General features: G+C 34.6%; 20 protein-coding genes. All 20 read left to right on the top strand.

What is annotated here, in order from left to right:
* Positions 1–37: 37 nt before the first annotated feature.
* The 20 genes from QWY90_RS10075 (at position 38) to QWY90_RS09980 (ending at position 19,693) form a co-directional block, all read left to right on the top strand.
* On the top strand, positions 38–631 hold the full coding sequence (locus QWY90_RS10075) for a short chain dehydrogenase (RefSeq protein ID WP_290285787.1): 594 nt from the start codon (positions 38–40) through the stop codon (positions 629–631).
* 164 nt (positions 632–795) lie between these two features.
* Positions 796–2,169 (top strand): alginate export family protein, encoded by a 1,374-nt coding sequence (locus QWY90_RS10070; protein WP_290285786.1) that lies wholly within the window; start codon positions 796–798, stop codon positions 2,167–2,169.
* A gap of 73 nt (positions 2,170–2,242) precedes the next feature.
* Positions 2,243–2,929 (top strand): peroxiredoxin-like family protein, encoded by a 687-nt coding sequence (locus QWY90_RS10065; protein ID WP_290285785.1) that lies wholly within the window; start codon positions 2,243–2,245, stop codon positions 2,927–2,929.
* A gap of 139 nt (positions 2,930–3,068) precedes the next feature.
* Positions 3,069–4,136: a sensor histidine kinase gene (locus QWY90_RS10060; RefSeq protein WP_290285783.1), complete on the top strand. Its 1,068-nt coding sequence runs from the start codon at positions 3,069–3,071 to the stop codon at positions 4,134–4,136.
* Positions 4,129–4,824, top strand: a complete 696-nt coding sequence (locus tag QWY90_RS10055; protein WP_290285782.1) for a LytR/AlgR family response regulator transcription factor — start codon at positions 4,129–4,131, stop codon at positions 4,822–4,824. Before QWY90_RS10060 ends, QWY90_RS10055 begins: the two co-directional genes overlap by 8 nt.
* Positions 4,825–4,951: 127 nt before the next feature.
* A complete protein-coding gene (locus QWY90_RS10050; RefSeq protein ID WP_290285781.1) occupies positions 4,952–6,379 on the top strand; it encodes a C1 family peptidase in 1,428 nt (475 codons plus the stop codon).
* Positions 6,380–6,425: 46 nt separating this feature from the next.
* Complete coding sequence (locus QWY90_RS10045; protein ID WP_379691449.1) at positions 6,426–8,837, top strand: TonB-dependent receptor; 2,412 nt, start codon at positions 6,426–6,428, stop codon at positions 8,835–8,837.
* A gap of 12 nt (positions 8,838–8,849) precedes the next feature.
* Positions 8,850–9,674 carry a DUF4249 domain-containing protein gene (locus QWY90_RS10040; protein ID WP_290285780.1) on the top strand — a complete coding sequence of 275 codons (825 nt, stop codon included), beginning with the start codon at positions 8,850–8,852 and terminating at the stop codon, positions 9,672–9,674.
* 68 nt (positions 9,675–9,742) lie between these two features.
* Positions 9,743–10,600, top strand: a complete 858-nt coding sequence (locus QWY90_RS10035; RefSeq protein WP_290285779.1) for a CPBP family intramembrane glutamic endopeptidase — start codon at positions 9,743–9,745, stop codon at positions 10,598–10,600.
* A gap of 305 nt (positions 10,601–10,905) precedes the next feature.
* Entirely contained in the window at positions 10,906–11,535 is a 630-nt protein-coding gene (locus QWY90_RS10030; protein WP_290285778.1) for a Crp/Fnr family transcriptional regulator, read from the top strand.
* A gap of 226 nt (positions 11,536–11,761) precedes the next feature.
* Entirely contained in the window at positions 11,762–12,076 is a 315-nt protein-coding gene (locus QWY90_RS10025) for a rhodanese-like domain-containing protein (RefSeq protein WP_290285777.1), read from the top strand.
* Positions 12,077–12,088: 12 nt separating this feature from the next.
* Positions 12,089–12,298, top strand: a complete 210-nt coding sequence (locus QWY90_RS10020; protein ID WP_290285776.1) for a YgaP family membrane protein — start codon at positions 12,089–12,091, stop codon at positions 12,296–12,298.
* Positions 12,298–12,555 carry a heavy-metal-associated domain-containing protein gene (locus tag QWY90_RS10015; RefSeq protein ID WP_290285775.1) on the top strand — a complete coding sequence of 86 codons (258 nt, stop codon included), beginning with the start codon at positions 12,298–12,300 and terminating at the stop codon, positions 12,553–12,555. The genes QWY90_RS10020 and QWY90_RS10015 overlap by 1 nt, the downstream gene beginning before the upstream one ends.
* 11 nt (positions 12,556–12,566) lie before the next feature.
* Positions 12,567–12,773: a hypothetical protein gene (locus tag QWY90_RS10010; RefSeq protein ID WP_290285774.1), complete on the top strand. Its 207-nt coding sequence runs from the start codon at positions 12,567–12,569 to the stop codon at positions 12,771–12,773.
* Positions 12,766–13,068 (top strand): thioredoxin, encoded by a 303-nt coding sequence (gene trxA, locus QWY90_RS10005; RefSeq protein ID WP_290285773.1) that lies wholly within the window; start codon positions 12,766–12,768, stop codon positions 13,066–13,068. The genes QWY90_RS10010 and trxA overlap by 8 nt, the downstream gene beginning before the upstream one ends.
* Before the next feature lie 13 nt (positions 13,069–13,081).
* Positions 13,082–13,519, top strand: coding sequence for an OsmC family protein (locus tag QWY90_RS10000; RefSeq protein ID WP_290285772.1), 438 nt, complete (start codon positions 13,082–13,084; stop codon positions 13,517–13,519).
* Positions 13,520–13,641: 122 nt separating this feature from the next.
* Positions 13,642–13,929, top strand: coding sequence for a hypothetical protein (locus QWY90_RS09995; RefSeq protein ID WP_290285771.1), 288 nt, complete (start codon positions 13,642–13,644; stop codon positions 13,927–13,929).
* 125 nt (positions 13,930–14,054) lie between these two features.
* Positions 14,055–15,365 (top strand): TolC family protein, encoded by a 1,311-nt coding sequence (locus QWY90_RS09990; protein WP_290285770.1) that lies wholly within the window; start codon positions 14,055–14,057, stop codon positions 15,363–15,365.
* Positions 15,366–15,367: 2 nt separating this feature from the next.
* On the top strand, positions 15,368–16,456 hold the full coding sequence (locus tag QWY90_RS09985; protein ID WP_290285769.1) for an efflux RND transporter periplasmic adaptor subunit: 1,089 nt from the start codon (positions 15,368–15,370) through the stop codon (positions 16,454–16,456).
* Positions 16,457–16,501: 45 nt separating this feature from the next.
* On the top strand, positions 16,502–19,693 hold the full coding sequence (locus QWY90_RS09980) for an efflux RND transporter permease subunit (RefSeq protein ID WP_290285768.1): 3,192 nt from the start codon (positions 16,502–16,504) through the stop codon (positions 19,691–19,693).
* The last annotated feature ends 12 nt before the right edge of the window (positions 19,694–19,705 follow it).

Below are 19,705 nucleotides of genomic sequence, written 5' to 3'. Positions count from 1 at the left end.
TCTTTGCTAAATAAATAATTAATTAAAATTTTAACAAATGAAAATTATCATCGTAGGTGCAACTGGCACCATGGGAACGTACTTATCAAGTGCCTTTGAAAAAGAAAATGAAATCATTAGAGCAGCTTCTGAAGGAGGAGACTTTCAAGTCGATATTACTTCACCAGAAGCCATTGAAAAATTCTTTCAAGCAGTAGGACCTTTTGACGCTCTTATTTCAACAGCTGGACCAACTTTCGTTGGACCATGGAAAAAATTAGACGATACAACATTCAGAAAAGGTGTAGAAGGAAAAATGATGGGACAAATTAATTTAGTGCTTATCGGACAACATTATATTAATCCTAAAGGATCATTCACTTTAATTACTGGTGCTTTAACAGAAGAACCACAAATCAACTTCGCCAATGCATCAGCTGCCAACGGAGCAGTAGAAGGATTTGTTCGTGGAGCTGCCATCGAATTGGAAAATGGTATTCGTATCAATGCAGTTAGTCCAACAGTTATCGAAAACTCTCCACATTATTTCCCTTATTTTCCGGGAGAAATTCCAACCACTATGAAACAATTGGAGTTCATGTTCCGCAAAAGTGTTTTTGGATCGGTTACAGGACACGTAATCAAACCGTAATTTTTTTATTCGCGAAAGCGATAGTATCCGTAGGTCATTATTTTGCAATGGTAATGACCTTCGGTTTATGAATGGGTTTCAATCGAACTTCAGAGAAATGAAGTTACAATCAAAAAATTTAATCAAATAACTGTTGGGATTTATACCAACAAATTACAATACTTATGAAAAATTTAATCTATACAATAACACTTTTGGTCACAATGATGGTGTCATCAACACAGGCGCAAAATAAAATCAGCTTGATGCGTTACGATGATGACTTTTCGATGGTGAAAAAAGACAGTATCAAAAAAGGGTTCAATCAGCTAAAATATATTCCTCTGGGAAAGAACAATTCCATTTCTTTTGGAGGCGAATTGCGTGAACAGTTTCAGGTGTATAACAACATCAACTTTGGTGATGTGCCTCCTACTTTTCAAGATGTTTCAGTCAATCAACTTTGGCACCGATTAATGGTACATTCTAATATAGAATTAGGAAATCATTTTCGTTTTTTCATCCAGCTTAACAGCACACTTCGCTTCCTGAATGACAACCCAATTATTCCCGAAATTGATGAAAACCAGTTAAGTCTTCATCTGGCATTTGCAGAATTAAAAGTAACCAACTGGAATTTCAGACTAGGCCATCAGGAAATGTATTATGGCAACCATCGTTTAATTACTGTTCGAGAAGGACCAAACACAAGACAAGCCTTTGATGGATTGGTAGTTAAACATAAATTCAAAAATGGGACAATGGACTTCTTTGCCGTTTCTAAAGTAATTTCAAAACAATATGTCTTTGATGACGAAAGCATGCATGATGGTTTATATGGTATCTATGGAACACACTATTTTTCTAATCGCAAACTGGGATTGGACTATTATCTAGTCGATTTCCAATCAAAAGCTAGAATGTACAATTATTTAAGCGGATTTGAAGACCGTCAAACATTTGGTATACGTTTGTTCTCAAATATGAAAACCATAAACTTTGAATTTGAAGGTGGGTATCAAACAGGTAAATTCAATGATTTAACTATTGAAGCGTATAACTTTTTAGCGGATGTTAATCTAACGGTCTTGCCTGCCAAAAAAGGAATAATTGGTTTTGCCGCTAATGTGGCTTCAGGGGATAAAGACAATAGTGACAACAAATTAAACACCTATAATTTATTGTATGCTAAACCTGCTTATGGTCTTGCAGTTCCAATTGGAGCAACAAACATCATCAGTTTCTATCCTTACCTTAAAATAAATCCTATCCAAAAGCTAAACATACTGGCACAAGTATTCTTTATGGCAAGAAACAGCAATCAGGACGGAACCTATTCGCCAGGTATGATTGAAAACAGACCAAGACCTAATGCCCTTTTTGTTTCGGATAAAAAAACACTAGGCCAATTCTATGTTTTGGAAACCAACTATCAACAAAATAAGAATCTATCTTTCTCATTGGATGCCTCCTATTTTGAAGCGGGCAGCTATCCAAAAGCTACAGGAAATGGAAAAGATGTAAGCTATCTTTCTTTTAAAACAACATTCAAATTTTAAAATGTTAATCAAGGTTTGATTACGCTATTAAAGCAATTCTAATTTTTAAAACAAATATTCTAAATCCAAAAAAATGGCTGAATCAATTAAAATTCCAGTATATAGCGAAGAAAAAAATACATTTGAATATGACCTAGAAGCTATGCTTGGTAAAGAAACTTTAGACATCTTCAATTTGGATGCAACGCTTTTAGCAAAAAAAATCAAAAACCCATTAAAAATCAAAGTAGGTGATAAAGCACCATTTTTTAAACTTCCTAATGCCAATGGTACTATAATTTCAATGGAGAGTTTAATAAATAAAGGACCTGTTGTTGTTACTTTTTATAGAGGCAATTGGTGTCCCTATTGTAATCTTGTATTAAATGCTTATCAGAGAATAGTGCCAGAAATTAAAGCATTTGGGGCTAACTTAATTGCTATTTCTCCACAAAACCCTGTTAGTTCTTTGTACATGCAAGCCAAACATGACCTCGGTTATGACGTGTTAAGTGATGCTGGAAATAGTGTAGCAAAATTATTTACAACTATAATAGATAGTGAAACCGAAATTATAAATGAAGCCCAAAAACTGGGGGTTGATTTTTATGATTTCTATGATTTTTACAACCATGATACTAAGGATATTCCAGTTCCAGCGGTGTTTATAATTGATAAAAACGGGACAATTGTTTTTGCAAAATCTGAAAACGGTGATTATAGACTTCGAGTTGAACCACAAGATATTTTAGATGCATTATCTAATATATCCGGATTTTAGGATTTTTTACTATTGGGATATTGCTTCTGCATTGACTTTTCGGCATCTTGCAGACGAATATCCCCAATTGGAATACTATATTTTCTAATGATTTTAAAATCATCGAATATTGTTCTTCTAAATCCCTAAATTTGAAGTTATGAAAAAATCAATCGTTATTTTATTACATATTGGTTTTTGGTTTTGTTATTTACTTTTAATAGCAATCATGTTAGCTGTTTTCTACAGGAGCAGTAATCAAGCAGTCGATCAAACAGTAAGAGTTTTAAATGCCTTCAAATCCCTTTTCCTATTTGCCTTTCTTCCATCATTTCTAACATTTTATGGTTGCTATTTACTAGTTTTTCCAAAATACCTACAACAAAAGAAGTTTTTCCTTTCCTTTATTTTTGGGGTATTAATTTCAATTGCTGCTTCTACAATTGCCTATATCCTGATGCGCTATTTAATTGAATCTGGTTTTCTTAATGACATGGATAAAGGAGGCGTAAATGGTAGGTCAACCGCTATAAGAACAATATTATTTATGAGTTTTATTGCTGCAATAGTAGGTTTAGCAGCATTAATTATTAAAGGTTTTATCACCTGGTTTAATGAAATAAAATTAAAAGAAGAGTTGAAGCAAAAAAATCATGAAACCGAAATGGCATTGATAAAATCGCAGTTGGACCCTCATTTTTTATTTAATACACTAAATAACATTGATGTACTGATTTTAAAAGATGCAACCGAAGCTTCCAATTATTTAAACAAGCTTTCCGACATCTTGCGTTTTATGCTTTACGAAACCAAAACAGATGAAATTTTACTGCGAAAAGAGATTGAATACATTGAGAAATACATCGAATTACAAAAAATTAGGACGGCAAATGCGAATTATGTTAGCTTTCAAGTAATAGGTAATCCAGCGAACATAACAATTGCTCCAATGGTTTTTATTCCCTTTATTGAAAATGCTTTTAAGCACAGCACCAATAAGAAAATAGACAATGCTATTACGGTTCAGTTAGTTATTAATCAGAATGAAATTCTGTTTGTTTGTGAAAATAAATATGATTCCAATCGAAAAGTAGTGCAAGAAAGCAATGGTTTAGGCAATGATCTTATTCAAAAACGGCTACATTTGATCTATCCCGAGCAACATCAATTAGAAATTGACAAACAAACGAACCTTTACAGTGTAAAATTAACAATCAAAAATGGATAGCTATTCCTGTATCATCATAGAAGACGAACCTTTGGCCCTTGAGAGAACCAAGAGTTTTGTCGACAAAATACCCTTTCTGAATTTATGTGGTACATTCGAAAATGCACTGGATGGGTTGGCGTATTTAAAAGCTAATAAAGTTGATTTACTTTTTTTAGACATTAATATGGATGAGTTATCTGGTATCGAATTACTGGAGAGTTCCAAAATAGAAAGTCAGGTTATTATAACTACGGCCTACCAAGAATATGCTATAAAAGGTTACGAACTCAACGTCACCGACTATTTATTAAAACCATTTACATTCGATAGATTCTTAAAAGCGGTAAACAAAGCACAAGAAAATACCATTCAACCTTTACCTTCAACGCAACAGGACTTTATTTTTGTAAAGACTGAAAACCGATTAGTAAAAATCGATTTAAGCGATATTTTATTTATTGAAGGAATGCGGGATTACCGCAGAATCCATACCTTAAATAAAAAAATAATGACGCTTCAAAACTTTAGTGAACTAGAGCAAATCATACCATCCAATCTGGTCTGCAGAGTGCATAAATCCTATATGGTTGGGATTAACAAAATAGAATCCATTGAACGGATGAGAATAAAAATTGCTAATCAGATAATTCCAATTTCTGAAACCTATAAAGAACTGTTTTTTAAGATGATAAATAACAGAATCTAGCTTTTCAGCAAATGCCTTGCAGACTTAAAACGCTAGTTTGCAGACAGCTTCAGGTACTTCGCATAATAATATTGTAGCCCTTGTTTCATTCTTGGACTTTTGTATAAAATTATACATAAGAACAAGTATGAGAACTAAAAATGCAATTCTAATTATTCTATTATTTATTGGCTTTTTAATGCAAGCGCAACCTAAAACCCAAAACCCATTAGCTGGTTCTTGGATGGGAAAAACGAATACCAAAGACTTATCTTCATCTGAATTAGTGCTTTTTAGATTTGAATTAAAAAATAATTCAATCAAAGGCTTCATGGATTTCCCTGATAAAAGACTAAAAGACATTTCCCTTGATAAAGTATGGATGGTTGAGGATAGTGTTTTCGCTGACGCGAGAAAATCATTAGGTTGGCCAGAAACTGCTCCTTTAATTTTCAAAGGAAAAATTATGCCCGGAGATTCTATTATTACTGGAATGTGGGGTGGTAATACCGCTTTAAAATTAAGCCGAACCAATTATGTATTTAAATTAAAAACAAATCTAAATCCAAAAATTGCTGGATATAAAATAATTAAGTTAATAGAGACCACACCCATTAAAGACCAACAAGCCACTGGTGATTGTTGGAGTTTTGCTACCACTTCATTCATAGAAACCGAAGCCATTAGATTGGGTAAAAAAACCATTGTGCTTTCTCCTATGTTTTTTGTTAGACCTACTTATATCAATAAAGCCGAAAATTATATCAGACGAAATGGTGCCAGTGCTTTTTCAGAAGGCGATTTAACTTTTAGTGTTTTAAAAGCCTACAAGGAATATGGAGCCATTCCAGAAAGTGTTTATTCCGGAAAAAATGATGCTGATACTAAACATGATCATGGTGATATGAATAAAGCCTTATTAGAAAAGGCTAATTATTATAAAAATTCCCATGGAGATTTGACACCAGAACTATACCGAAATGACATGGATAAAATCCTAACGCAAACTATGGGCGAAGTACCCTATACTTTTGAGTATGATGGTAAACAATACAATACTATATCATTTGCCAATGAAATGATTGGAATCAATCCTGATGATTATGTAGAAATAACTTCCTATACGCATCATCCTTTTTATGCAAAGTTCAATTTAGAGATTGAAGCCAACTGGAACAACAATCAGTATTTAAATCTTCCAATCGATGATTTCACTACCGTAATCGATAATGCTTTGATGAAAAATTATTCGGTTTGCTGGGATGGAGATATTTACGAAGGATTTAAAAATGGTTTCGCAGTATTGGATAATCCTAAAATCATAACTCAAGATATTAGACAGGCAGCTTTCGATAATCGCACCACCGAAGATGTACACAACATGCACATTATTGGAATGGCAGAAAACGAAAAAGGCAATCGCTTTTATATCCTAAAAAACTCATCTGACAATAGTGATTGTGGTGGGTATCTCTATATGTCAAAAGAATATTTGCAATTAAAAACAATTTCTGTAATGGTCAATAAAAATGCCATCCCTAAAGAAATAACTAAGAAGGTAGGCAAAAATCTGTAATGCTATTACCAATTGAAATTTAAAAATCCTTTTAAAAAATAAAAATATGAACGCAAAGTTAATTTACCTCTTAACCACAACACTGCTGCTTTTTTTTAGTAATATGTATTCGCAAGACACAAACACAGGTAACCTGTCAGCTCAAAAATTTACCTTAAGCGGAACGGTTACCGATGCCAAAAGCAATGAAACTATAATTGGTGTCAACGTGTATATTCCTGAATTAAAAACAGGAACAACAACCAATGAATATGGTTTCTACTCTATAACAATTCCCAAAGGAAATTATATCGTCCAATTGAGTTTTGTGAGTTTTCAAACGTTATCAGAAAGCGTTACGCTGAACAAAAACACCAAAACCAACTTTCAACTTTTCAGTAGCGAAGAGCAATTACAAGAAGTAGTGGTTACCGCCGAAAAAAAAGCAACCAACATCAGAAAAGCAGAAATGAGTATCAACAAACTTTCTATTGCTACTATAAAAAAGATGCCTGTCGTTCTTGGTGAAGTTGATGTGCTCAAATCGCTGTTACTACTGCCTGGAGTTACTAATGCTGGAGAAGGAGCTTCTGGCTTCAATGTTAGGGGAGGTGGTGCCGATCAGAATTTAATTCTTTTAGACGAAGCAACCATATTTAATTCTTCCCATGTTTTTGGCTTCTTTTCAGTCTTTAACCCTGATGCCATAAAGGATTTGAAATTATACAAAGGTGGAATTCCAGCAAGATTTGGAGGAAGAGCCTCTTCTGTTTTAGATATGTATCAAAAAGACGGCAGCAGTAGCGGTTTCCATATGAATGGAGGCATTGGATTAATTTCCAGCAGATTATTAGCCGAAGGTCCTATAGTAAAGGGAAGAGGTTCATTCCTAATAGGTGGTCGCGCTTCTTATGCCCATTTATTTTTAAAACTTTCGGATAAACACAAAAATGACGCTGCCTATTTCTATGATTTAAACACAAAAGTATCCTATAAATTAAACCCAAACAATAATGTCTTCTTATCAGGGTATTTCGGTCGCGATGTTTTTAGTTTAAATAAAAGTTTTACCAATACGTATGGTAATTCCATCTTAAACTTGCGTTGGAATCATTTATACAATGACAAATTATTTTCAAATCTGTCACTAATTTATAGCGATTACTATTTTGGATTAGGTTTGGATTTAGCCGATTTCAATTGGGATTCCGGAATAAAAAACTACACTGTAAAATATGATTTCAAGAATTACATTTCTGATAAATTCAAATTAAATTTTGGTATCAATAGTATTTATTATGATTTCAACCCAGGAACCATTTCACCAACAAGTGCAAATTCGGGAATAAATTATAAACAATTAGATAAAAAATATGCTTTTGAACCAGCCATATACCTAGATGCCCAACAAGAAATTTCTAAAAAAATAGCACTTTCGTATGGTTTAAGATACAGCCTCTTTTATAGACTTGGTCAATCCAACATAAATCTTTATACCAACAACGAACCCGTAATTTTTGATCAGGATACACAAACGTATCAAAAAGCAACGCCAATCGGAACCCGGTATTATGATAAAAACAAAGTAATTCAAAGCTATAATTATTTAGAACCTCGTTTTTCTATTGCTTATGAATTGAATAAAAATCAATCTATAAAAGCCAGTTACAACAGAATGGTTCAGTATTTACAATTAGTTTCCAATACTTCATCGCCAACACCACTTGACGTTTGGATGCCAAGTGACAACTTCATCAAACCCCAAATTGCTGACCAAGTGGCTTTGGGATATTTCAAAAATTTTAGTAATGATAACTATTCCCTTGAAGTAGAAACCTTCTACAAGAAAATCCAAAACAGAATGGATTATATCGATGGCGCTGATTTGGTTGCTAACGAAGCAATTGAACAAGTGGTCCTCAACGGTAAAATGCGCTCTTATGGTTTAGAATTAATGTTACGAAAAAATGAAGGCAAATTAACAGGTTGGATTTCATACACTTTATCAAAATCAGAACAACAAACTCCGGGAAGAAACAGTTCTGAAACAGGAATAAACAGCGGAAAATGGTATAGCTCTGCCTATGATAAATTACACAATCTAGCCGTTACAAGCTCCTATACTTTAAATAAAAAATGGAGTTTTGGAGCTAACTTTATACTCCAATCCGGACAGCCGGTAACCTATCCAAACGGTCAGTATACTTATCAGGATATTTTGGTACCCAGTTATGGACTAAGAAATGAAAATAGATTACCGGTTTACCATCACTTAGATATTTCGGCAACCTTAACGCCTCATAGTAATGAAAAACGCAGCTGGAAATCAGAATGGGTATTTAGTATTTATAATGTCTACAACCGTAAGAATGCTGCTTCAATAAATTTTAAACAAAATGCCGATACTGGAAATAATGAAGCCTTAAGAACTTCCATTTTCGGAATGGTTCCTTCTGTAAGCTATAATTTTAAATTTTAAATACTAAACACCATGAAAAATAAAGTAAATTTAATAATCGTAATACTCGCAGCTACATTTTTAAACAGCTGCCAGGATGTAGTTGACATTCCTTTAAACACAGCAAACCCTAGGCTAGTAATTGATGCCTCTCTGATTTGGCAAAAAGGGACAGCTGGCAACAACCAGGTTATAAAATTGTCTACCACAACTGATTTTTATACCAATGTAATACCAGCAGTTTCCGGGGCAACGGTATTGGTAAAAAACAGCTCCAATGTTGTTTTTAACTTTACAGAAACACCTAATACGGGAGTTTATCTTTGTTCCAATTTTGTTCCGGTGATTGACGAAACCTACACTTTAACGGTGGTCAATAACGGACAGCAATATACCGCTTCTGAAACCCTAAAATCAGTATCGGCAATAACTTCAGTGACACAAGAATTTCAAACGGGTCTTGGAAATGACTTCCTGAAAATTAAAACTTTTTTCAACGATCCGCCAAACGTTGATAATTATTATCTCTATAAATACAAATTCTCAAATAACCTAAAACCGGAATACTCTATTGATGACGATACCTTTTTTCAGGGAAATACCTTTTTCAGTTTGGTACTCGAAGCGGATACTAATCCTGGCGAACAGATTGAAATTACGCACTATGGTATATCACAAGCCTATTATAATTATATGAGTATACTGCTAAGTGTGGCTGGTAGTTCCGGAGGAGGACCGTTTCAGTCTCCACCAGCCACAGTGAGAGGAAATATAAAAAACGAAACCAATTTTGAAAACTATGCACTTGGCTATTTCAGAGTAAGTGAATCGGATGTAACGAATTATACCATTCAATAAATTCACTAGCAATTAAAATCTAACACTACAATTTAAGCTATTTAATTTAACCATCAAATTTAAATCTTATGGAAATAATTACCACCAAAAAAAGAATTTTAAATGCTCCAATAACTTTAATCCTACTCGGTCTTTTAGTGTGTTTTATTGCCTTTATAATCGCTCAGCAAGTAACATCGAAAATACTTGATTTAACGTTATTAGATAAAAATTACAGAAACCTCATAAAAGGAATAATTGCATCTGCTGCTGTAATTGGCGCCTATAGTTACTTTTTTAGAAAAATTGAACAAAGAGAGATAACAGAATTTTCTAGTAAAGGAATAATCAACTATAGTATTACAGGAATACTGATAGGGTCACTATTACAGAGCCTGACAGTGTTAGTGATTGCTTTAAATGGTGGTTTTGAAATTGTTGCTATTAATGCGATTTCCAATATGATTATTCCTTTCACGGTAGCCTTTTCAGTAGCGATTTTTGAAGAAATTTTAATAAGGGGAATTATTTTTCGAATCGCAGAAGAAAAGTTAGGCAGTTATATCGCGCTATTACTCTCTGCCATTATTTTCGGGGCATTGCATTTAATAAATCCAAATAGTACTTTATTCTCCGGAGTATGTGTTGCTATAGAAGCCGGATTCCTTATGGGGGCTGCCTATATTTACAAGCGAAATCTATGGTTTCCAATCGCTATACATTTTGCCTGGAATTTTACGCAATCGGGGATTTTTGGAGCCATAACTTCCGGTAATGAAAAAACAAGCAGTTTCCTAACTACAAAAATTTCAGGAAATAGCTTAATAACAGGTGGTGAATTTGGTCCGGAAGCAACAATACAAGCTATCATCTTTTGCTTATTGGCTTCAATGATTTTAATCCGATTAGGTAAAGCCAAACTTATAAGTCCTTCTTGGAATAGATAAATATTTTTTCTACCACTCCTTCCCAACGCTCCTAAAAAAAATACCGTCACAGTTATTAGTGCAATAACATGTTCACTACTTGACTTGCGCCGGAAATGCTCCTAGCTTTTTGCGAATACCTTTAAAAAAATAAATACACAGTGAGCAAATTTTTTCTCTCAAGCTTCTTTAAATAATCTAGTATTGTAGAAATAGTAACAATAAGTAAATAAGATGCCTTTACAATCAGCTAAATCAAAAATTAGCGTTCTTCACTAGAATGCAATTTGTTTTATAGTACTTTTACTTTTCTAAAATTCATTCTAATGCACGAACCAATCAAAAAATTATTCCCTTATTTCTCAAATTCACTCATTGATGATATTGATACTAACGCCACAATTCAAGAATTCAAAACAGGCGATGTATTAATGAGAACAGGTCAATATATAAGAAATACAATATTGGTTATCAGCGGCAGAATAAAAATATACAGAGAAGATGAAAATGGCGGAGAGTTTTTCATGTATTACCTCCAACCTGGTCAAGCTTGCGCAATATCAATGATTTGTGCTACAAAAAATGAAACTAGCCAAATTATGGCAAAAGTTGTCGAAGATGTAGAATTGATAATGGTACCTCTTTCTTTAATGGATAAATGGATGATGCAACATCGAAGTTGGTACGAATTTGTAATTGAAACCTATCGTAGCCGATTTGAAGAAGTCTTAGATGTAGTAGATAATATTGCTTTTAAAGCAATGGATGAACGATTAGTCTTTTATTTAAAAAGACACAAAGAAGCCAATAATTCAAACAAACTAAACCTATCCCACCAAGAAATTGCAACAGAGTTAAATACGTCACGAGAAGTAATCTCAAGATTACTAAAAAAAATGGAGCAACGCGGACTTTTAATTTTGCAACGAAATCAGATAGAACTCTTAAAAGTCTGATAAGTTATCATTTCATCACTATTTATTTTACTACATTCTTTTATTACATTCGTTTCTCCTTTATGTGATATATATCACAAACTATCTAAACGATTGGCTGTAATTTTACAAAAAATTAATTGCCCTATTTATATACCTATAATACATTTTATCAAAATGCTATAGTTGTAAAGCCGGTGTACATTTTGTTTTTAACAACTATTTTTTTAACTCTAAAACCTAAAATATGTTTGGAATACTCAAAAATATGTTTTCAAAAGAAGATAACAATTTGTCTCAAAAAATAAATGATGAAGCTTTCTTGGTTGATGTTCGTTCGTCAGCCGAATTTGCTCAAGGACATGTAAAAGGTTCTGTAAACATCCCTTTAGATCAAATACCAAACCTGTTGTCCAAATTTAAAGGCAAAAAAAATATTGTGGTGTTTTGTAGAAGCGGAGCCCGCAGTAGTCAGGCTAAAGCCATTTTAGAACGAAATGGCATTACAAACGTAACCAACGGTAGAACTTGGCAAAATGTCGAGTCACTTTTAACCAAATAAAAACAAGAAATCATGAAAAAAAATATGGGAACAACCGACAAGCTAATCCGAATCGTGTTAGCTGTTATAGTAGCAATTTTATATTTTACCAATACCATCAGTGGGACAGTTGCGATAGTATTAGGAGCGTTAGCAGTGGTCTTTGTATTAACCAGCTTAATTAGCTTTTGCCCATTGTATGCTCCGTTTGGCATCAATACCTGTTCTAATAAAACAAAATAATGGAACAACAAATTATCGTCGAAAACATTAAATGTGGCGGTTGCATGAATAGTATTCAAACCGCCTTATTAAAGTTAGACAAAGTAGAAAAAGTGGTTATCGACAAAGAGACAGATACCATTACCATTACTGGGGATGTCGAAAAAGCCCTTCTAATAAAGAAGCTCAATGAGTTAGGCTATCCCGAAAAAGGAGATAACTCACTCCTAAAAATAGCAAAGTCCTATGTGAATTGTGCTATTGGGAAAATGAATTAAAAGACAATACGATGAAACAACTTTTGTTTACAAACTGGCACACGATGCGTTGGGTAAGATTGGGATTTGCCTTTTTTCTATTCTTTCAAGCATATACTACACACGAATGGTTTTTTATAGCTTTTGGTATATTCTTCTTTGCCCAAGCCATTTTTAACTTAGGATGTGGCGCAAGTGGATGTAACCTTTCATACACTAAAAAAGAGAATAATGAATAATTCATTTCAGGAAATTATAAATTCAGATAAACCTGTATTGCTAGATTTTTATGCAACTTGGTGTGGCCCATGCAAAATGTTAGGTCCAGTACTTAAAAATGTTAAAGATAGTTTAGGCGATCGAATTACTATTATAAAGATAGATGTGGATAAAAATCAGGAACTGGCGGCAAAATACCAAATCCGAGGTGTTCCTACCATGATGTTATTTCAAAACGGAGCGCAATTATGGCGGCAATCAGGTGTATTAACTAAAGAGCAGATAACGGAGACTATTTTACAAAATACTAAATAACAAATCGCAAACCATGTCAGATCAACACCAATATCAAGTAAAATTAAACTGGATTGAAGATAGAAAAGGAATACTACAGTCGGATGTATTAAACAGTAAAATAGAAGTAGTTACGCCTCCTGAATTCCCAAAAGGAATTCCTGGTTTATGGTCGCCGGAACATTTGTTCGTGGCTTCAGTAAATAGTTGCTTTATGACAACATTCTTAGCGGTTTCCGAAAATTCTAGATTTGAATTTACAAAGTTTGAATGCAATGCCGTTGGAACTTTAGACAGGGTTGAAGGCAAATTTTGCATTACTGAAATAACACTTTCACCCATACTAACCATTAAAGAAGAAACATTAAAAGACAAAGGAATTAGAGTAATGGAAATGAGCGAGAAAGCTTGCCTTATTTCAAATTCAATCACTTCTAAAGTGATACTACAACCCAAAGTCAACATCGAATAATTATAAAACAACAATTGAAGCAACTATGGAAAAAATAATCTTTGGGATCATACTGTTGCACCTTGTGATAGGTTTTGGATGGCTATTCTACAAATTAGAAATCCAAAAAAAGAAACCTGAAAATGATTCCGAAAGCAATAAAAAAAATAATAATATATAATAATCTTAATACAATACATATGAAAAAAATTGTTTCAATGATGGCTTTAGCAGCTATCTTATTTTCAGTCAATAGCAATGCTCAAGCTGGCAAGCCAAGAGCAAAACAAAAAGCTAAAACAGAAAAAACATGTTCTGCAGCAGAAATGAAGAAATGTGCTATGGATAAAAAAATGTGTACTGCAGCAGAAATGAAAAATTGTCCAAAAGAAAGAAAAGCTGCCTGTTGTGCCGCTAAGACCAAATCCTGATTTTTTACAGTAAGATTTTTTCAAGTGCTTGATTTATCAGGCACTTTTTTTTGGCTGTGTGACAATAGTTACTGACTACAGAATTTCGCCATAATATCTTTGCTTCATAATTCAGAACAACCATTATGAAGAATCAATTTCTTATCACCATCGGAATTTTAAGTTACTCCATTTTTGGCTACAGTCAAGATACCTTGTCTATTTCTAAAAAAGAAATTCAAGAAAAAATAGCCGATGCCAATCTTCAGATAAAGCAGGCTGAAAAAACCTATCAATCAGCCAAAGCAGATTACCAACAATCCAATGCGCTCTTTTTGCCCAACATTACAGCTAGTCATACCGGAATTTCAACTACGAATCCATTGATGGCATTTGGTTCTAAACTAAATCAGGAAATACTAACGGCTTCCGACTTTAATCCGACTCTGTTAAACAATCCGGCCAAAACACAAAACTTTGCTACTGTAATTAGTATCCAACAACCATTACTCAATGCTGACGGACTTTACGAGAGAAAAGCGGCCTTTGCTAAAATGCAAGCCTATCAACTGCAAACCGAACGTACTAAGGAATACATGCAGTTAGAAGTAAGCAAAGCTTATATGCAATTGCAGTTGGCATACAAAGCGGTAACTGTTTTGACAAAAGCAGAAAGAACAGCGCAAGCAAATTTAAAATTAATTGACAATTATTTCAAACAAGGATTAGTGCAAAAAACGGATGTTTTAAATGTTCAAATTCGGGTAAATGAGGTTACTAATCAATTGCAATATGCAAAAAGCAACATTCAAAATGCTTCTGATTATTTAGGTTTTTTATTGAATGAAGACACTAAAAATAAAACCTACAAACCTTCGGAAGAATTGGAAAGCAACATTAGCGTAGCTACAGTTACAACAGAGGTTCCCGAAAACAGAAAAGACATACAAGCCATGACTTTATCGACATCGGCTTATCAAAAAATGTACTTGTCAAGCAAAATGAATTTCTTGCCACGATTGAATGCCTTTGGTAGCTATGAACTATATGATCAAACGTTATTCGGTACTAAAGCAAATGGATATACTGTAGGAGCCCAATTGTCCTGGAGCGTATTTGACGGCTATAAATCCATTGGTAAAATGGACAAAGCCAAAGCCGATTTTCAAAAAGCCAGTATCGAAACGCAACAATACAAAAAACAAAGCCAACTAGAAGTCAATAAAACAAATCGTCAGTTACTCGATGCCGAAAACAAAGTCAAGTTATCTCAATTAGCTTTCGAGCAATCCCAAGAGGCATACAGAATTCGTCAAAATAGATTTACACAAGGATTAGAAAAAACAACTGATTTACTACAATCAGAAACCCAAACAATTCAAAAAGAACTAGAGCATGTGCAAGCCGTTTTCGAATACAATTTCACCAAACAATATTTACAATTTTTAACCAATTAATCATGAAAAAGATATATATACCACTACTCACAATCGGATTAACATTAATGCTTTCTTGTGGAAAGGAGAAAAAAGAAGTAACCAACAATGAAGCTGGCATTCTTGTAAAAGTAAGTGGCATCGTAGCTGACAACAATCCTGATTTTGTTTCAGCCAGCGGTAAGATTGAAGCCGAAAACAGTGCTAATGTAAGCACTCGCATGATGGGCTATGTGACCAAGGTAAATGTCAAAGTGGGTCAAAAAGTAACTGCAGGACAATTGTTGGTAAGTATCAACAACGCCGATTTGCAGGCCAAAAAAGCCCAAGTAGATGCATCAATTTTACAAGCTACGGCAACGTATAACAATGCAAAAAAAGATTTCGATCGCTTTACAGCATTATTCAACCAACAAAGCGCTTCTCAAAAAGAACTGGATGATATGACCTCACGCTATGAAATGGCAAAAGCAGGTTTAGAAGGAGCCAAACAAATGCGTAACGAAGTCATGGCGCAGTTTTCTTACTCCAATATTACCGCTCCATTCTCAGGAGAAGTGACCAATACTTTTATCAAAGAAGGCGATATGGCCAATCCCGGAATGCCATTAGTAAGCATTGAAGGTGCTTCGCGCTTACAAATAACAGCAATGGTTTCTGAAAGTGATATTACTTCCATTCAAAACGGTATGAACGTGAAAGTTTTGGTAAAATCGACCAATCAGACTTTAACAGGAAAAGTGATTGAAGTAAGTGGTTCGGCAAAAAACACAGGCGGACAATATTTGGTCAAAATAAATTTAAACAACAGTAATACTAAAGTGCTATCGGGCATGTTTGTCAATGTACAGTTTCCATTGGTTAGTAAGAAACAAGCAACTACAACCACCACAAACAAAGTTGTAGTGCCCGAAAGCGCTTTAATTCATCAAGGACAACTAACCGGAATTTATACCATAGGCAACAAAGATATAGCCATATTAAGATGGCTGCGCATTGGCAAAACCTATGGCAGTCAGGTAGAAATATTATCTGGTTTATCAGCTAACGAACAATACATCCTTTCAGCAGAAGGTAAATTATATAACGGAGCAAAAGTAGTTATCCAATAATCATTGTTTACTGTCTAAGAAGCTAATATTCTAAAAATCTAAAAAATGCAAGAAGGTATATCAGGTAAAATCGCCCATTTTTTCATCCATTCCAAGTTAACTATTCTGTTAATGGTAGGATTGATGATCATTGGTGTCTATAGTTCGTTCTTAATTCCCCGTGAAGAAGAACCACAAATTAATGTGCCAATGGCTGACGTAATGGTTGGCTATCCGGGAGCAAACCCGATAGAAGTAGAAAGTCGTGTGGTAAAACCCTTAGAAAAAATACTCTCCAACATCAAAGGTGTAGAACATGTACATAGTATGGCAATGAACGGTCAGGCAATGTTGATAGTACAATTTTATGTGGGTCAGGATGTAGAACGTTCGTATGTAAAACTATACGACGAGTTGGCCAAGCACGAAAATATGTTTCCGCAAGGCGTTTACAAACCTATTGTAAAAACACGTTCCATTGATGATGTCCCAATGTTAGGATTGACCTTATGGAGTGATAAATTGAATGATTTTGAATTACGTCAAATTGCTGAAGAAGTAACTTCAGAGGTAGAAAAAGTAAAAGATGTTGCCATCACCAGAGAAATTGGAGGGCGAAATCGTGAAGTAAAAGTAGTCTTAGACAAAGATAAAATGGCCGAAAACGGTATAGATGCTTTGGGCATTATGCAAATGATTCAAGCCAATAATGGCAGCTCGCAATCGGGCAGTTTTGTAAATAGCGATAAAGAATATTTAGTTACCACAGGACAGTTTTTAAAATCATCCGAAGATGTTGAGAATTTAGTAGTAGGTGTCAATGCCAATTTACCGGTATATTTAAAACAAGTAGCCAAAGTAGAAGACGGTCCATCAACGCCAAGCAGCTATGTATCGTTTGGTTATGGCAAAGCCAATGAAAAATTCAAAACAGCAAAGTCAGAATATCCAGCAGTAACCATTTCTATCGGAAAAGTAAAAGGAGCCGATGCCATGAAGATATCGGAAAAGATTTTGGATCGGGTCAACCAATTGAAAAAAACAATTATTACTGACGATGTTCATGTAGAAGTGACCCGTAATTACGGAGAAACTGCTTCTGATAAAGTGGGTGAATTATTGCTTCACTTGGGAATTGCCATTATTGCCGTTACACTTTTAGTAATATTGGCAATGGGTTGGCGAGGTGGATTAGTAGTATTTTTTTCAGTACCACTGACTTTTGCCTTAACCTTATTTGCCTATTACCTATTAGGCTATACTCTAAACAGAATTACGCTTTTCGCCTTAGTTTTTGTGGTTGGTATAGTTGTAGATGACAGCATCATCATTGCCGAGAACATGCACCGCCATTTCAAAATGAAGCGACTGCCATTCAAACAAGCGGCAATATATGCTATAAATGAAGTAGGAAATCCAACCATCTTAGCGACTTTTACCGTTATTGCCGCTATTCTACCTATGGCCTTTGTATCAGGCATGATGGGACCTTATATGAGTCCGATGCCTATTGGAGCTTCTATAGCGATGTTACTATCTTTATTTGTTGCCTTAACTGTTACACCTTATCTGGGCTATCATTTGTTACAGGAAAAAGAAACTCAGGAACACAAAGCAGAACAGGGTTTAGAAACATCATTCATTTATAAAATCTACAACAAACTCGAAAGACCATTGTTGGAAAGCAGTAAGAAGCGTAGACTTTTAGTGGGGATTACAGTCTTACTACTTTTGGGTTCAGTAACTATGTTCTTCACCAAATCGGTAGTGGTAAAAATGCTGCCTTTTGATAATAAAAACGAATTCCAAGTAGTGATTGATATGCCAGAAGGAACCACCTTAGAAAGAACCGCAGCTGTTACACAGGAAATAGCGCAATACCTTTCAACCGTTCCAGAAGTAGTAAACTATCAAAACTATATAGGAACATCAGCACCAATTACTTTTAACGGATTGGTGCGTCATTATGATTTGCGTGGTGGAAGTAACATGGCAGATATTCAAGTGAATTTATTGCATAAAGAAGACCGTGATATGCAAAGTCATGGCATTGCCAAAGAAGTGCGTCCCGAAGTGCAAAAAATTGCCGAAAAATATGGTGCCAATGTTAAGATTATTGAAGTGCCGCCGGGACCACCTGTATTGTCCACTTTGGTAGCGGAGATTTATGGGCCAAATTACAAAGACCAAATCAAAGTAGCCAATCAGGTAAAAAACATTTTAGCTACAACATCCGATATTGTGGATGTAGATTGGATGACCGAAGACAACCAAACCGAATACCGTTTGGAAGTCGATAAAGAGAAAGCGATGCTTAATGGCATTGCGCCACAACAAGTAATTGGAAACTTAACTTATTTACTAAAAGAATATCCGGTTTCAAATCTCTATGATGAAAACTCGAACGACAATGTAGGCATCGTGCTTTCACTTGATGATAAAGACAAAACCAGTTTACAAGACATCGAAAACCTAAAAATAAAAGGCAATCGCGGCAATGTAGTTCCGGTGAGTGATTTGGTGAAAGTAGTTCAGGACACTTTACAAAAAACCATTTACCGCAAAGACCAAAAACGGGTAGTTTATGTAACAGCAGATATGGCGGGAGCATTGGAAAGTCCCGTATACGCCATTTTGGGGATGAATGAAAAACTGCAAAAAATGGCATTGCCCAAAGGCTATAAAGTAAACGAGCTTTATATGGAACAACCTACAGACGAAAGTGATTTTACGGTAAAATGGGATGGGGAATGGCAAATAACCTTAGAAGTATTCCGTGATTTAGGGCTCGCTTTTATGATTGTTATCGTAATCATTTACATGCTGATTGTAGGTTGGTTCCAAAACTTTAAAACACCAATGGTGATGATGATGGCGATTCCTCTTTCGTTAATCGGAATTGTATTGGGTCACTGGTTATTGGGAGCATTTTTTACAGCTACTTCCTTTATCGGAATGATTGCCTTAGCCGGAGTTATGGTGAGGAACTCGGTATTACTAATAGACTTTATCGAGATTCGATTACAAGAGGGTATTCCCTTAAAACAAGCCATTATAGAAGCAGGAGCCGTCAGAACTACACCAATATTATTAACTACCGGAGCTGTAGTAATTGGAGCTTCTATTATACTATTTGACCCTATATTTCAAGGATTGGCGATATCGTTAGTATTTGGAGCTATAGTTTCTACGATACTAACGCTCTTAGTAGTGCCAATCATCTACTATGTAACCGAAAGGAAAAAATGGGAAAAATAATTCTTTAAAAAG

The sequence above is a fragment of the Flavobacterium paronense genome, from assembly GCF_030409795.1.
Taxonomy (GTDB): domain Bacteria; phylum Bacteroidota; class Bacteroidia; order Flavobacteriales; family Flavobacteriaceae; genus Flavobacterium; species Flavobacterium paronense.
Note: the sequence above shows the minus strand (reverse complement) of the source record. Positions and strands in the feature narration are given on the sequence as shown.